The sequence below is a fragment of the Streptomyces sp. NTD91 genome (assembly GCF_059510455.1).
The window spans coordinates 85,012-98,880 of sequence record NZ_JCAJZW010000031.1; the positions used below are offsets into that span (position 1 = coordinate 85,012).

The following is a 13,869-nucleotide window of genomic DNA, read 5'->3' on the forward strand; positions in this document are numbered from 1 at the left end:
ACGGACACAAAAACCACGACCGCCGACGACAACCAGCCCCCGCCGAATTCATTCCCGCCCCTGAAGAGCCTGCTCAGAGCGCCGGTCCGGAGCGGCAGGCCCGTGCGGGCCGCCCGGGACCGCACCACTCCCTCAAGGGGAGCCGCACGTGTCCCTCGATCGGAGGCCCACCCGTCGTTACTGAAGCCGCTGGGCCGTTCGGGGGAACCGAGGCGGCCACACGGCCGGCGCGTCACGGCGCCCCCGTCGCGTTCTACCTGCTCACAGCGTGGTCCGGAGCCGGGGCGGACCGGTGCCCGAACCCCTTTCCAGATGGATGGCCGATACAAGGGAGAGTTACGGATATATGCGTGCTTTGTAACGCGAATCCAGTCGCCGATCCGGTGCCGCCGCGACGGGCCACAGTGTGAGCCCTCGGCACCGAGCCGGGAATGTCGGATTGCGTACCGGCTCTCACCGGAGCCGGTACGCACGAACGTGAGGTGACAGATTCATGTCTGTGTCTCGTACGGCGGTCCGCCTGATCGCCACCTGCATGGCGTCGGGCGCCATCGTCGCCGCGGCCGCCATGCCTGCCCTGGCCGCCGGAGGCGACCACGACCGCGACAACGGGAGGAGCTACTCGGACAGCCGCTGGGGCGGCCACGACCACGACGGCCGCTTCGGCGACCGGGACCGGGGCTGGGACCGGGGCTGGGGCTGGGACCGGGACCGGGACCGGGGCTGGGGCTGGCATCACGACGGCGGCTGGCACTCGGGCTGGCACCGGGACCGGGACCGGTACCACCACGGCTGGTACGGCGAGCGACACTGGGGCCACTACCGCTGACCTCGGTAACCGCTGGTCAGCCCACGTCGGGCTGTACCGGGGACACGGGAGACGGACCACCGCCTCCCGCGCCATGACCGGCACCGCCGGACACACCCCCACCGGAGGGCCGAAGCACGTTTCTCGAACGTGCTTCGGCCCTCCGGCCGTACGGGCGAGCGGCGCCTCCCGGTGAGGCCAGGTATCCGTACGGCGACAGCGGCGGGTGGCTCAGGCGGTCTCTTCCGCCGAACTGTCGCGGACGCGCACCGCGAGGGCTGCGACGTCGTCGCCGAGTCCACCGCCGCCGTGCCGGAGGAGATCCCGGTGCAGACTGTCGAGCAGCACCCTGGGCCCAGCCGGGGCCTGGCGGCGCATCCAGTCCTGCAGAGCGAAGAACTCGCCCTCGCCGTTGCGGCTCTCGATGACGCCGTCGGTGTAGAAGAGCAGCTGGTCCCCGGGGGCGCAGACGATCGTGTCGGTGGTGTAGTCGGTGCCGATGAGTGCCGCGAGGTTGAGCATCGGCGAGGCGGTGGTGGGGGCCAGGACGCGCAGTTCGCCGTCACGCAGGAGCAGCGGCGGGGGATGCCCGCAGTTGAGCAGCCGGAGGCGGTCGCCCTGGTCGAACTCGGCGAGCACGACGGTGGTGAAATGCTCCAGCAGGTCCTCGCCCGGATGGGTACAGCTGTGCCGGGTGCTGCTGGCGTCCAGGCGGCGGACGATGCCCTCCAGGGTCGGCTCCTCGTACGCGGCCTCCCGGAAGCAGTTGACCACCGCGGCAGCCGCTCCTACGGCGGGAAGGCCCTTGCCTCGCACGTCGCCGATGATCAGTCGCACGCCGTACGGGGTGGCGACGGCCTCGTAGAAGTCCCCGCCGATGCGTGCCTGCGCGGCGGCTGCCACGTACATCGACTCGATCTCGATGCGGCCGACGTGGTGCGGCAGGGGACGCAGGAGCACTTTCTGTGCCGCGTCGGCGACCAGGCGAAGCTGGAGGAACGCCTCTTCCCGCCGCATGCGGATGCGGCAGGCGTACGCGGCAGCCACAGTGACGGCCGCGATGGCGCCCACGGTGAACCAGGTACCCAGGTCGGGGTAGACAAGACTCAGCCCGATCATGACCGCGATGCAGACCGCTCCCAGCAGAAGGGTGGGCAGCACGGGCCAGACGGACGCCGCGAGGGCGGGTACGGCGGTCAGGAGCCGGCTGAAGGCGACCTTTCTCGGAGTGGAGAACGCCAGACCCGTGACGACCACAGTAAAGATCACCGGCGCGAGCTGGACGAGACTCCACCGCCTACGAAGCGGGCCTCCAGGCCGCATCCACCCGATCCAGGGCATAAAAAGGAGCATAACGGCATATGACAGTCATGCAGGTCCACGACGCGAGCGCTCCACCACTCGGCGTACGGCAGATCCGTCGAGGATCGACGAGGACCGGTGCCGCACGCCCGCTCCGCGAGGAGGAACCGATGCCGTGACCCGGGGTGCCCCGCAGGGGGCGGCCAGGTCAAGGGCAGGCGTGGTCGCCCTGCTCGAGCCGGACGCGCAGACCCGGAACGTTGAACGTGCCGGCGGACACCGCGCCCGCGTTCACCCGCAAGTCGGTCAGGGTGGTCGACACGGCCTGCTGGCCGATGCCGTCGGGGTCGAAGAGTCGCGAGCCCTCGTCTCCGGGCCTGACCGGGCCCTTGGTGATGGCACCCTGAGCGACACCGATGTCCAGGCCGGTGAAGTTCGCATCCTCGGCCGTCTCGGACGTCTCGTCGATGAAGAGGTCCGACGCCTCGGCCGGCCGCTCGCCGCCGGTGAGCCGCAGGGTCTGCGCGCCCAGCAGCGGGATGTCGACGACAATCGACTGGCACAGCCCGCTGATCGTCGCATGCCGGAAACCGCTGACCATGACGGGCACGAGTTCGTGTTTCCTGGTCACGTCGACCATGCCGTACTGGCTGACGCCACGGGCGGTCAACGAGTCGGCGGCGATCTGGAACTTCCGGCCGGAGACGAAGAACGACGCCGCGAGCACACCTTGCGCCATGGCGACGCAGATCGCCGCGGACGCCGCGACCCCGGGCAGCAGGACCACCGCGAAGCGCCTCCAACGGGTTCTCCCGGCGCAGTGCGACATCCCGTCTCCTTCGGTTGCGCGGCCAACCCGTCCATGCCGAAAAAGCATGATTGAATCCTATTTGCCCGGCATACGGATCCTAGGGTTCCGGGTGCGGCAACCGGTCGCACTCCACGCCTGCCGTTCGAGTGACGGCGACGAGGACGACTGCACCTCGCGGGTGGCGAAGACGCCCGATCCGACGCGCCTTCGATCCGGCGCGCGCAGCCCGCGCGCTGCCGCGCACATGCGCGCGATCGGTCGTCCGGCGAGTGCAGGAGCAGCCGCCGCCCACCCTCGGCGACGGCAGCACCCGCCCGGACCCGCACGAGGGGCCGGTCCCCGCGGCTCGCGCCCCGGGAACCGGCCCACTCGCTCGGTGTCCGGCGGCTCCTACTGACCGAAGCCGTAGGCGAACAGGTGGTCGGTGCCGGTGGAGCCCGTCACGGGCAGGGTGACGGACGCCACCTGCCTGGAGGCGTCGAGCGGGACTTCGGTGGCGAAGACGTAGGTCTTCACACCGTCCCGGCCTCCGCCGCCGGTGTTGCGGTAGCCCGTCGTGACGGCCGTGGTCTCACCGGGGAGCGGCTTGCTGGAACCGGCATTGAGCGTCCAGTCCGAGAAGGCGACCGTCGCCTTCGAGGTGGTGCCGTCGGTGTAGGTGACGGTCACCGTCCCCGAGACCCCGCTGCCGTCGGTCGGTGCGTTGGTCGCCGTGCCCAGCAGGCCCAGGGACGCACCCGACGTGCCGGCCGGCATCGGGATGGTCTGGCCGGCCATCTCCAGGTTGTCCAGCCGGCCGGACGCCACCGTCGGCCACGTGTACGCGATGCCGTCGACCGTGACCGTGGAGCCGCTGGTGACGCCGGCCGCCGACAGCGCGTTCTGCGAGAACGCCCAGCCGCCGCCGTCGAAACCGCCCGAGAACTTCGTGCCGTCGGGATAGATGCCCTCGTTGGTGTCGTACGGCCACAGCTCGCCGGCCTTCGCCACGGCCACGCGGAGGGCCGCCCCGTTCAGTGCCGTCCCGGTGCTGTGGTCGGTCAGCGCGAAGGTGACCGGGAACGTTCCTTCGTTCGCGCCCGCTGTCACGTGGACCTTCGCCTCCGCACTGCCGGAGGCGGGCACGTCCACCGAACCGGAGGAGGTGTCCAGCGTGACACCGGAGGGCACCGTCGCCTTCCAGTCGACGGTGACGTCCTTGCCGCCGAGGTCGGTGAGGTCGAGCGTGGCGTCACCGGACGCGCCCGGCTGGAGCACCAACCCGTCGGACGGGCCGGTAGCGGCCAGCACCCTGTCGCCGCCCGTGGTGTCCGACGGCGGCACCGCCGACGGGTCGGACGCCCAGGACGTGTCCGGCCGGGTGCCCAGGGTGAAGTCCAGCGTGCCGGCACCCTTGAACTGCTGGTAGGTCAGCCAGGACGCCTTCCACTCCTTGCCCCTGACGTCGAGGGCCTGCACGTAGGGGGCGTCGGGTGCCGCCTGCGGCGCCTTGATCTGCACCGTCCTGCCGCCTGCGAGGGTCACCTCGGCGACCGGGAACACCGGGCTGCCGAGCGCCAGGGTGTCCGTGCCCGGGGTCTCGGGGTACATGCCCAGTTCGGACCAGACGTACCAGGAACTCATCGCGCCGAGGTCGTCGTTGCCGAACGAGCCGACCGGAGCGTTGAAGTACAGCTTCTGCTGGGCCTCGCGGACGGCCGCCTGGGTCTTCCACGGCCGGCCCGTGTAGTCGTACTCCCAGGGGATCTCCACGCTGGGCTCGTTGCTCAGGTTGGCGTTGGTGTTGCCGGGATCGGTGATGTTGTCCAGCAGGCTGTCCAGGAAGGACGAGTACGCCTGGTCACCGCCGCGCGCCTGGATGAGCTGCCGCAGGTCGAACGGGACCATCGGCGTGTACTGGGCCGACGTGCCCTCCACGAATCCGTTGGAGGTGCCGGGGGTGAAACCGCCCGCGAACTGGCCGTCCTTGTTCTTCGCCTGCATGTAGCCGGTCTGCGGATCGAAGACGTTCATCCAGTCCTGGGCGCGGGTGGCGAACTTCGTGTAGACGTCCGTCCTGCCCAGCGACTTCGCGAAGGCGGCGAGGGCGTAGTCGGCGGAGTCGTACTCCAACTGCGTGGAGACCGGGCCGTAGAAGTTGCAGCAGCCGTAGTCGTTCTCGTCCAGCGGGAGGTAGCCCTTGGCGTCCCGCACCGACTCGCCGGGGCGGTCGTTGTTCGGGACGGTCGCCTCGTGCTGCATCGCGGCGAGCGCCTTGCCCGTGTCGAAGCCGCGGGCTCCGAAGGCGTACGCGTCGGCGATGATGCCGGCGGCCGGGTCACCGACCATGACGTAGCTCTCGCCGTTGTTCGAGGCCCACTTGGGCAGCAGGCCGGTCTGGTCGTAGCCGTTGAGCATCGAGGTGACGACGTCACTGGTGACCTTGGGCTCGACCATGGCCATCAGCTGGGTCTGGGAGCGGTAGGTGTCCCAGCCGGAGTAGTTGGCGTACTGGGCATGCTGGCCCTTGGCCAGCTTGTGGATCTGGTTGTCCATGCCCATGTACTGGCCGTTGTCGTCCGAGAAGACGTTCGGGTGCAGCAGCGCGTGGTAGAGGGCGGTGTAGAACTGCACCTGCTGGTCCGAGGTGCCGCCGCCGATCCGGACCTCGTTCAGCACGGCGTTCCAGGCGTCGTGGTTCGCCTGCCGTACGGCGTCGAAGTTCCAGTTCTTGATCTCGCCGGCGAGGTTGCCCGCCGCGTTGGCGTCATTCGTGTAGGAGATGCCGACCTTCGCCTTGACCGTCGGATCGGACGAGGTGTCGAAGGTCAGGTACATGCCGTTCGCGCCCGTCGTCGGGGGCTGGGTGGCCGACGTCCGAGGTGCCGCACTGGCACTGGAGGCGGGTGATGGCGTGCCCGAGGTCTTGCCGGTGCTCCCGTGCACCGTCGGGGACGGGGCCGCCGGCACGGTGAAGTGCTTTTCCTTCAGCGGTCTCGACGGCTGTGTCCGCAGGCTCTGCCGGACCTTGCCGGCTTTCAGCGACTTCGCGTCGGGATTGATGGTGCTGCCGACCCAGGTGCCGCTGGCAGTGAACGGCCGGTCGAACTTGACGTCGAAGTGCAGCGTGTAGCGGTTGTCCGCACCACAGAAGTGGCCGCTGTCGATGGAGCCGCTGATCTCCTTGTCGTTCACCACCTGGACGCGGGTGCCGTCCACCTGTGTGGCGCTGCCGCTCAGCTTGAACAGCAGGTTCGCCTGCCGGCCCGCGGGGAAGGTGAAGGTGCCCAGCCCGGCGCGGGTGGTGTCGGTCAGCTGGGTCGTGACGCCGTTCGCGTCGGTGACCTTGTAGTACCCGATGCCGGTCCGCTCGTCGTCGTGGCTGAAGCCGACGGATGCGCTGCCGAGGTTGCCCGACAGCGCACCGGTCACCGGCAGGACCGGCAGGTCGCCCGCGACGCCGCACCCGGGTCCCGAGACGTGGGTGAGGCTGAAGCCCGATATTTTGTCGTCGTTGTACTCGTAGCCGCCGCCGGAGGGACGATCGGGCGTCGTGTCGGGACCCCACTGCATCATGCCGGCCGGCATGTCGGGGCCGGGGAAGGTGTCCACCTCTCCGGAGGTACCGATGAGCGGGTTGACGAGGGACGCGGGGTCGTTCACCAGGGCCGGTGCCGCGGCGCTCGCGGCGTAGGCGCCGCCGGTCGCGGTGAACGGGAGTGCCGCGATGCCCAGGACGCAGATCACGGCGAGGCGTTGGCGGAGTCTTCTTCGGTTGCGTGGCGCGGCTGAACGTCGAGGTCGGACCATCGGTTGCCTCCGCAGCGGTTCGGGCTTCGCACAGGTGCCGACGTGCCGGAGAAGCGGGCACGCCAGTGAGAGGCAACGGAATCGGGCGCCTCCAAAGGCGCCTGACAACGTTGCCATTTACGAGTGTCGAGTGAAACGCCTGGGCTCAGGGCCTGTCAACGAGGTCAACAGGGCTTTCTGAGCGCGAAGTTGCGACCGATGCCATTGGTCCCGCGCCACGGCGGTCGACCGGAGGCACGGGTTCTGGTGCGGGACGGCCGGGCGGACGCAGGCAGTGCCTCCCGCGGGTCGCCCGGCGACGAAACCGGTGAGCAGCCCTCAGAAGCCCGTGAGCTGAGTCGAGTTGTCACCCCTGCCCCGGTGCCCCGTCCCGCCCCCGGCTCCTGGCGACCCCGCCGCGTACGGCCGGCCGCGCGGGCGGTGGCCGAGCACCGGCAGCGCGGCCCCGCCTTCCGCGACTTCGCGTCTGGAAACCTCGTACGGCACGAGAATCTGCCGTGCCGTCGCACCGGCGCTGGTTGTTCTGTCCGCGGAGTTGCGGACGGTGAGCCAGGTCTCGGCTGAGGGATCTTGAACAGGTGAGAGCCTTCCGGTTCGGTGTGGATCGCGACGTCTACACCAACAGAAAGGCCCTCGCGCCCCACCGTAATGCACGGCTGACCGAGACCGGACGCCTGCGCCTGGCCCGCTGCGTCGTGGACGACAGTTGGAGCCTGCGCCCCGCTGCGGAACGCTTCCAGGTCTCGCCGACCACCGCCCGGCGGTAGGCCGACCGCTACCGCCGGCTCGGCGAGGCAGGCACGGCCGACCGCTCCAGCCGCCCCGCGGGCCGTCGTTGGTGGCGGCCGAGGTGATGGCCACATCCGTGATCATGTTGACGCCGCCAGAGGTCCCTTTCCCGGCTCGCTGTGCACTTCGACACCAGAACCCCCGCCTCACCGTGCAACCGCACACCCCACACCATGCGCCGCCGGTACTACATTCGGGTGGCCGACCGGGGCCGTCCGGGGTGTACGGACTTGTACGGGAAACGAGACTCCACCCGGCCACCCGAAGCGGCCTGGTCAGGCCGCTTCGCGCAAGGCCGGCCCGATCGGCGCAACCAACTCGAACGTCCGGCGGCCATGACCGGCCGCCGCCACAAGCAGGGGGAACACATCATGACGGAGCGGGCGCGGGCACACGCCGCGAACGCGAAACGCCAAGCTGACGCCGACCTGACGCCATGGGAGGGCCACCGGTCGCCCGGTGAGGATGGATCAAGCCCGACGGGGACTGCGCGAGGCGCAGGGCGGGCTACTTCGAGTACACCGAAAGCGAGGCAACCAGTGAAACTCAGGATCAGAAGGTCCATCCTGGCGGGGGCGCTGGCCCTGATGTCCACGTCCGGCCTGGTGGCCGTGAACGCGCCGGCGGCGCACGCCGCATCCTGCGGTTCGGACCGCGTCCTGGCGAGCAACCCGACCGACCTCTACGGGTACAACTTCGGCGTCATCTCCAACAAGCACCTCGGCAAGCTGTACATCGGGTACATCCCGAGCTGCCGGATGGAGTACGCGGAGGTCCACTGGGACCAGAACGCCGACCTGTCCATGATCGGCGACAACTACATCTGGCTGCAGGACGCCCACGGCCACCAGGCGGGGAAGGCGGACATCGGGAGCCTGGGCCAGTACGGCGAGTACGGGTCCTCGAACCTGGTGCCCATCGACAGCTTCGGCTACGGCTACAGCCAGCCGAGGCTGCACATCGGGCTCACCTTCAGCGGCGGCAGGATCCCGACCTGCCGCCCGACCGACTACTACGGCAACGGCCACAGCTTCGCCACCGGCGGCAACGAGGCCAGCCACAACTGGCAGGTGTGCGGCATATGAAGCAGAAGCTCAGGACCGCGGTGGTGGCGGGTGTCATGACCGTGGGCTCCCTGGCCGGCACGCTCGCCCTGTCGGGGACGGCGCACGCCGAGACCTACCAGCGCAACGTCCAGCTGCAGGACCTCCAGGACCAGGGCGTCGACTGCCTGGACAGCAACTACAACGGGTCGCTGTACATCCTGCCCTGCAACGGCGGCAGCTTCCAGCGCTGGAACGTCACGTCCTACGCCCCGGACGTGAACAACTACTACAGCAGGGTGCAGATCCAGAACGTCCGGACCGGCCGTTGTCTGCGGGTCCAGTTCTTCGCCGGAAACGGCTACGAGGCCAAGACCGACAGCTGCGACGCGAGCAACTACCGGGACCAGTGGAACATGACCTGGGTCGGAAACACCCCGGGCAACCCTTCCAACAGCTTCCAGTTCCTCAACTGGCAGCCATCCGGCCCGCTGTCGGGCCGCACCGAGTTCGACTTCTGCCTGGACCGGGGACAGGCAGGCCACGCGAACAACATGGTCTTCGACATCGGCCAGTTCCAGAAGACCTGTGACAACCACTCCAACAAGTGGCAGATCTGGAGCATGGTCCACTAGGCAGCCGTCGCTGCCGGATGGCCGGCCGGTCGTCACGGTTCCGTCCGGGGTTGGTCTTGATGCCGTGACAACGATCAAGGACCCGTCGGTCCGTGACGATGAAGTGAGCAGGAGTGAGCAGCCCCGCCGAACGTCCCCGTCGGCGGGGCCATCGCCGTGAACATCGAACGCCTCAGCAGCCAGCCACCGAGGGATCCTCTTCACCGAGACCGCCGACCGCCTTCCAAACCTTCCTGGACCAGCACGGCATCCCGGGGTCGAAGTCCTGGCGAACGCCGAGCAGTCGACCTCCACCGCTTCAAGATCCCCGCATTCAGCGGCACACCCGGGCCGTCTCCTACAGCTTGACGATCCACAGAAGCTTCAGAGTCAAGCCAGTGCGGCACTAGGGCGTGTTTCGAAAGTCCCGTCTGGTCCGCGACGCCTGGCACGGCACCTCGCCGCGTTGTCGCAATCGTCCGCGTACGCCCGGTACGAGGACGACCCTCCGCCTTGCGATGCACCGCACCAGACGCCGCGGACCCCGCCCTCCGGGCGGACGACGCTACTTTCGAAACACGCCCTAGTCATGGGTCGCCGCCCCGTCCCCGTCCGCGTCCCCGGTCGGCATGCCCAACGGGCGTCGGCCCTGCGGCTGTTGCGGCTCGGGGAGCACGGGCGAGGGGGGAATGGGGCGGTCGACCGTCGCTTCGGCCGTCACGGTCATCGGCTCCCCGTGATGCAGGACGACCAGCGGCTCGCCGTGGAGAAGCCGGTAACGCGCGCGGGACGGGCCGATGTCCACGCGCAGCCTGCGGCTGCGGACCAGTGCGGTGAACGCCACCCTGGACAGCGCCTCCGGCAGGCGCGGCGCGAACGCGAGCCGCTCCGGTCCACCGGCACCGCCGGGACATCGGCGCATACCGCCGAACCCCGCGACCAGAGCGATCCACGTCCCGGCCAGGGAAGCGATGTGCAGCCCGTCACGCGTGTTGTGCTCCAGGTCGTCCAGGTCCATCAGCGCGGCCTCGGTGAGGTAGGCGTAAGCCAGTCGCAGGTGCCCCGTCTCGGCCGCGAGGACCGCCTGACAGCAGGCCGACAGGGACGAATCCCGGACGGTCAGCGCTTCGTAGTAGGCGAAGTTGCGGGCCTTCTCCTCGTCGGTGAAGGCGTCAGAGCACTCCATCATCGCCAGCATCAGGTCGGCCTGCTTGACGACCTGCTTGCGGTACAGGTCGAAGTAGGGGTAGTTCAGCAGCAGCGGGTAGTGCTCCGGCGGGGTCGCCTCGAAGTCCCACCGTTGGAGGGTGGTGAAGCCGGCCGACTGTTCGTGCACGCCGAGAGATTCGTTGTACGGCACGGCCATGCGCGCAGCTGCGTCCCGCCACGCCGCTGCCTCCTCGTCGTCCACTCCCAGTTCCGCGGCCCGTTCGGGATGGCGCATCGTGGCTTCCGCGGCGGCGAGGAAGTTCCGCTGGGCCATCAGGTTGGTGTACAGGTTGTCGCGGGTGACGGCGCTGTACTCGTCGGGTCCGGTGACCCCGTCGATGTGGAAGACGCCCTCCGGGTCGTGGTGTCCGAGGGTGCGCCACAGTCTGGCGGTGTCCACGAGGAGGTCGAGGCCCTCGCCGCGCTCGAACTCATCGTCGCCCGTCGCGGCCACGTACCGGACTACGGCCATGGCGATGTCGGCGTTGATGTGGAAGGCGGCGGTCCCGGCCGGCCAGTAGGCGGAGCACTCCGGGCCGTCGATGGTCCGCCAGGGGAACACCGCCCCGGACAGGCCCAGCTGGCGCGCGCGCTCCCGTGCTGCGGGCAGCGTCCGATGCCGCCATCTCAGGGCCGACGGGACGGCCTCGGGGGCGGTGACCGTCAGGACGGGCAGCACATAGGACTCGGTGTCCCAGAAGGAGTGACCGTCGTACCCGGTTCCGGTCAGGCCTTTGGCGGGGATCGCCCTGTTCTCACCGCGGGCAGCCGCCTGGAGCACGTGGAAGAGAGCGAAACGCACCGCCTGCTGGATCTGCGCGTCCCCCTCCACCTCGACGTCCGCACCGGCCCAGAAGCGGTCCAGGTACGACCGTTGGGCTGCCACCAGACCGTTCCAGCCAGTGCCCATCGCGGCCGCCACGGCTCCGTCCACCTGATCGTGCACGGCGGGCAGCGAACGCTCCCCCGACCAGCCGTAGGCCACGAACTTCACCAGCCGCAGTGGCTGCCCGGGCACCAGGTCCGCGGTCACCGTCAGCCGGCTGACGTCCGGCTCGCTCTGCGCCGACCAACGGACGCTCTCGGGCCCGTCGATCAGATGGTCCGCCGCCGCGCCCACCCGCAACCTGCTCCGCTCGGTGCAGTGCACCAGCCGTAGCCGGGTGTCCTGCGCGAAGTGTTCCTCGGGAACCAGCGGGGACTCGGTCGCCGCGGCGACCCGCGGATCGCCCTCGAAACGGGGCAGCTGCTCGTTGGCGACCAGCTCGGACTGCAGTGCCACGGTGGCCGGTCCGTCGACCGGCTCGATCTCGTACACCACCGCGGCCACCGCTCGCTGGGTGAAGGACACCAGCCGCCGCGAGGCGATCCGTACGGTGCGGCCGCCGGGCGATGTCCATCGTGCGGTGCGGCTGAGAATGCCCGAGCGGAAGTCCAGGGTCCGCTCGTGCGCGACCAGTCTGCCGTAGCGCAGGTCGAACGGGTGGTCGTCGACCAGCAGGCGGATGATCTTGCCGTCGGTGACATTGATCATCGTCTGGCCGGACTCGGGATATCCATAACCGGCTTCCGCGTAGGGCAGCGGATGCCGTTCGTAGACACCGTTGAGGTACGAGCCGGGCAGGCCGTGCGGCTCCCCCTCGTCGAGGTTGCCGCGCCACCCGACGTGGCCGTTGGACAGGGCGAACACCGATTCGCTCTGGGCGAGCACGTCCAGACGCAGCTCGGTCTCGCGCAGGCACCACGGCTCGACCGCGAAGCAGCTCTGGGTGATCACCGGTCCTCCGGAGGCCCGGCCGGGTCACGGTCGCGGGGGCAGACGTCGGACATCTCTTTCCAGGCGGCCGCCTGGACTTTCGCGGTCCGGGTGAGTACCTCGTCCAGGTCGGACGGGAAAGCACGGACGTGTGCAGGAAGCCCCAGCATGCCGCCAGGCTAGAAGCCGCGGGCGAGCACCCGGGTCAGGCCGCGGCGCGGCACGCCGGAAGGCACCCGCCCGGTCGAGTCCGCCGGGGTGACCCCCGCGCCGCTGCCGTGCCGGGGACCGGTGTCCCTCGCGGTCCCCGGCACGGGCGGGTGGTCGGCGGGGGTGGCCTGCCGCGGTGTTGCGTGTCGGTCTGCCGGTTCCGGTGCAAGGCCGTACGAAAGCGGATGACGTACTCCGGGGCCGCGATGCCGTCCACGTCTGCGCGGCCGGGAACTGGTCGGGGCGGGCGCCCTGCAGCAGGCGTCCGTCAGCGACTTCGAGCCGTCCCGCCGCAGGAACTCGCCCGCTGCCGGGCACCGTACGCGATCCCCGCCCGGCACCCCGCGCGCCGCGGCCAGGACGTCACCGGGCACCAGCGTCCGGTCCTCGGCGACCCGCACTGCTCACACACTGCCCTTGCGTTCCACGACCAGAACGCGGGCCTGCGGTCTGGGACGGGCCACGTGGGCGTCGCCGGGCTCGACGCAGCACACGCGGCCGGGCACCAGCCTCTCGACGTGCTCGACACCGTCGACGCGGTAGTGCATGTCGACGGCACCGTCCAGGACCACGAAGACTTCGGGCCCGTCGTTGACGTGCCAGACGTAGGGCTGGTCGCTCCAGTGCAGACGGACCGTCGCCATGTCCAGTTCCACCAGGTCGAGGGCGCCCCAGGGGCGGTCGGCGGTGTGGGCGGCAGCGTCGAGGAAACGCATGGGATCCACTCCTGAACGAGACGTCGGTGCGGCCACGGGGTCGTCCCGGGCCGCTCCACCCTCTCCCGGCACCGGAGCCGACACGAGTGGCACAAGTGCCAATCCCCTTGGAATTGCTGCCAGCCGTCACACGGTCGGGCTCGGCCCCCGTAGGTCCGGCGAGGGCAGCTCACTCGGGCAGGGGCCGGTCGTCCCGGTGAGCCCCGTAGAAGTCGATCTGGTGGCCCATGAGGGTGCGCATGGACGTGCCCCGCGACACGCCGTAGACGGTGCCGGGGAAGTCCAGGCCCCGCTGCTCCTCCCAGAGTTCGGCGTGCTGGTCCGGTGAGAACAGCCGCGCCGGGTCGCCGGCCGCGATCCAGCCGATGGGCACCACACCGTCCGGCGGCAGCTTGGAGTTCACGTGAAGCACGCTGTTGATCCGCAGCTCCGAGCGTGTCCCGGCCACGGCACCCGGGAACATCGACGCCCCGGTCGCCACGAAGACCTCGTCCTCGACGCTCGCCCCGTTGACATGGGCGTGCGGTCCGATCAACACCGCGTCACCCAGCACCGCCGGATGCTCGGCCCTCCCCCGGACCAGCGCGTTTTCCATGATCAGGACATCCCGGCCGATGCGCACCTCGCCGTCCTCGGCGGTCAGGACGGCACCATGCAGCACCCGCGCCCGTTCACCCAGAACCACCGCACCGCACAGCACGGCCGACGGAGCCACATAGGCGGACGCGGGAACGACCGGTCGCTGCCCACGGTGTTCGATCAGCATGGCCCAAGCCTAGAAGTCTCATGAAGATCTTGGTAAGGGGCTGTCCGGCCGCAGGC

At 69.7% G+C, this 13,869-nt stretch carries 11 protein-coding genes; 4 read left to right on the forward strand and 7 right to left on the reverse strand.

Features of this window, described 5'->3' with window-relative positions:
• Positions 1–493 precede the first annotated feature (493 nt).
• Complete coding sequence (locus AC5WRT_RS27310; protein ID WP_496093635.1) at positions 494–829, forward strand: hypothetical protein; 336 nt, start codon at positions 494–496, stop codon at positions 827–829.
• Between the two features lie 210 nt (positions 830–1,039).
• Here the strand turns inward: AC5WRT_RS27310 and AC5WRT_RS27315 are convergent, their stop codons facing one another.
• The 3 genes from AC5WRT_RS27315 to AC5WRT_RS27325 form a co-directional block, all read right to left on the reverse strand.
• Positions 1,040–2,077, reverse strand: a complete 1,038-nt coding sequence (locus AC5WRT_RS27315) for a PP2C family protein-serine/threonine phosphatase (protein ID WP_496100690.1) — start codon at positions 2,075–2,077, stop codon at positions 1,040–1,042.
• Between the two features lie 241 nt (positions 2,078–2,318).
• Positions 2,319–2,939: a DUF6230 family protein gene (locus AC5WRT_RS27320; RefSeq protein ID WP_496100691.1), complete on the reverse strand. Its 621-nt coding sequence runs from the start codon at positions 2,937–2,939 to the stop codon at positions 2,319–2,321.
• Positions 2,940–3,311: 372 nt separating this feature from the next.
• Positions 3,312–6,647, reverse strand: a complete 3,336-nt coding sequence (locus AC5WRT_RS27325; RefSeq protein WP_496093632.1) for a lectin — start codon at positions 6,645–6,647, stop codon at positions 3,312–3,314.
• A 641-nt stretch (positions 6,648–7,288) separates the two neighbouring features.
• On the opposite strand from AC5WRT_RS27325, the gene AC5WRT_RS27330 reads away from it, so the two are divergent.
• The 3 genes from AC5WRT_RS27330 (at position 7,289) to AC5WRT_RS27340 (ending at position 9,177) form a co-directional block, all read left to right on the forward strand.
• The gene (locus AC5WRT_RS27330) at positions 7,289–7,477 is read left to right on the forward strand and encodes a hypothetical protein (protein ID WP_496093793.1); all 189 of its coding nucleotides are present in this window, start codon (positions 7,289–7,291) and stop codon (positions 7,475–7,477) included.
• 561 nt (positions 7,478–8,038) lie between these two features.
• Positions 8,039–8,584, forward strand: a complete 546-nt coding sequence (locus tag AC5WRT_RS27335) for a hypothetical protein (RefSeq protein WP_496093631.1) — start codon at positions 8,039–8,041, stop codon at positions 8,582–8,584.
• Positions 8,581–9,177 (forward strand): RICIN domain-containing protein, encoded by a 597-nt coding sequence (locus tag AC5WRT_RS27340; RefSeq protein WP_496100692.1) that lies wholly within the window; start codon positions 8,581–8,583, stop codon positions 9,175–9,177. The genes AC5WRT_RS27335 and AC5WRT_RS27340 overlap by 4 nt, the downstream gene beginning before the upstream one ends.
• Positions 9,178–9,739: 562 nt before the next feature.
• Here AC5WRT_RS27340 and AC5WRT_RS27345 read toward each other — a convergent pair.
• From AC5WRT_RS27345 to AC5WRT_RS27360, 4 genes are all read right to left on the reverse strand, one after another.
• On the reverse strand, positions 9,740–12,142 hold the full coding sequence (locus tag AC5WRT_RS27345) for a glycoside hydrolase family 65 protein (protein ID WP_496093629.1): 2,403 nt from the start codon (positions 12,140–12,142) through the stop codon (positions 9,740–9,742).
• Entirely contained in the window at positions 12,139–12,291 is a 153-nt protein-coding gene (locus AC5WRT_RS27350) for a hypothetical protein (protein ID WP_496093628.1), read from the reverse strand. The genes AC5WRT_RS27345 and AC5WRT_RS27350 overlap by 4 nt, the downstream gene beginning before the upstream one ends.
• A gap of 444 nt (positions 12,292–12,735) precedes the next feature.
• Positions 12,736–13,047, reverse strand: a complete 312-nt coding sequence (locus AC5WRT_RS27355) for a hypothetical protein (protein ID WP_496093627.1) — start codon at positions 13,045–13,047, stop codon at positions 12,736–12,738.
• Between the two features lie 169 nt (positions 13,048–13,216).
• Positions 13,217–13,813, reverse strand: coding sequence for a gamma carbonic anhydrase family protein (locus tag AC5WRT_RS27360; protein ID WP_496100693.1), 597 nt, complete (start codon positions 13,811–13,813; stop codon positions 13,217–13,219).
• Positions 13,814–13,869 lie beyond the last annotated feature (56 nt).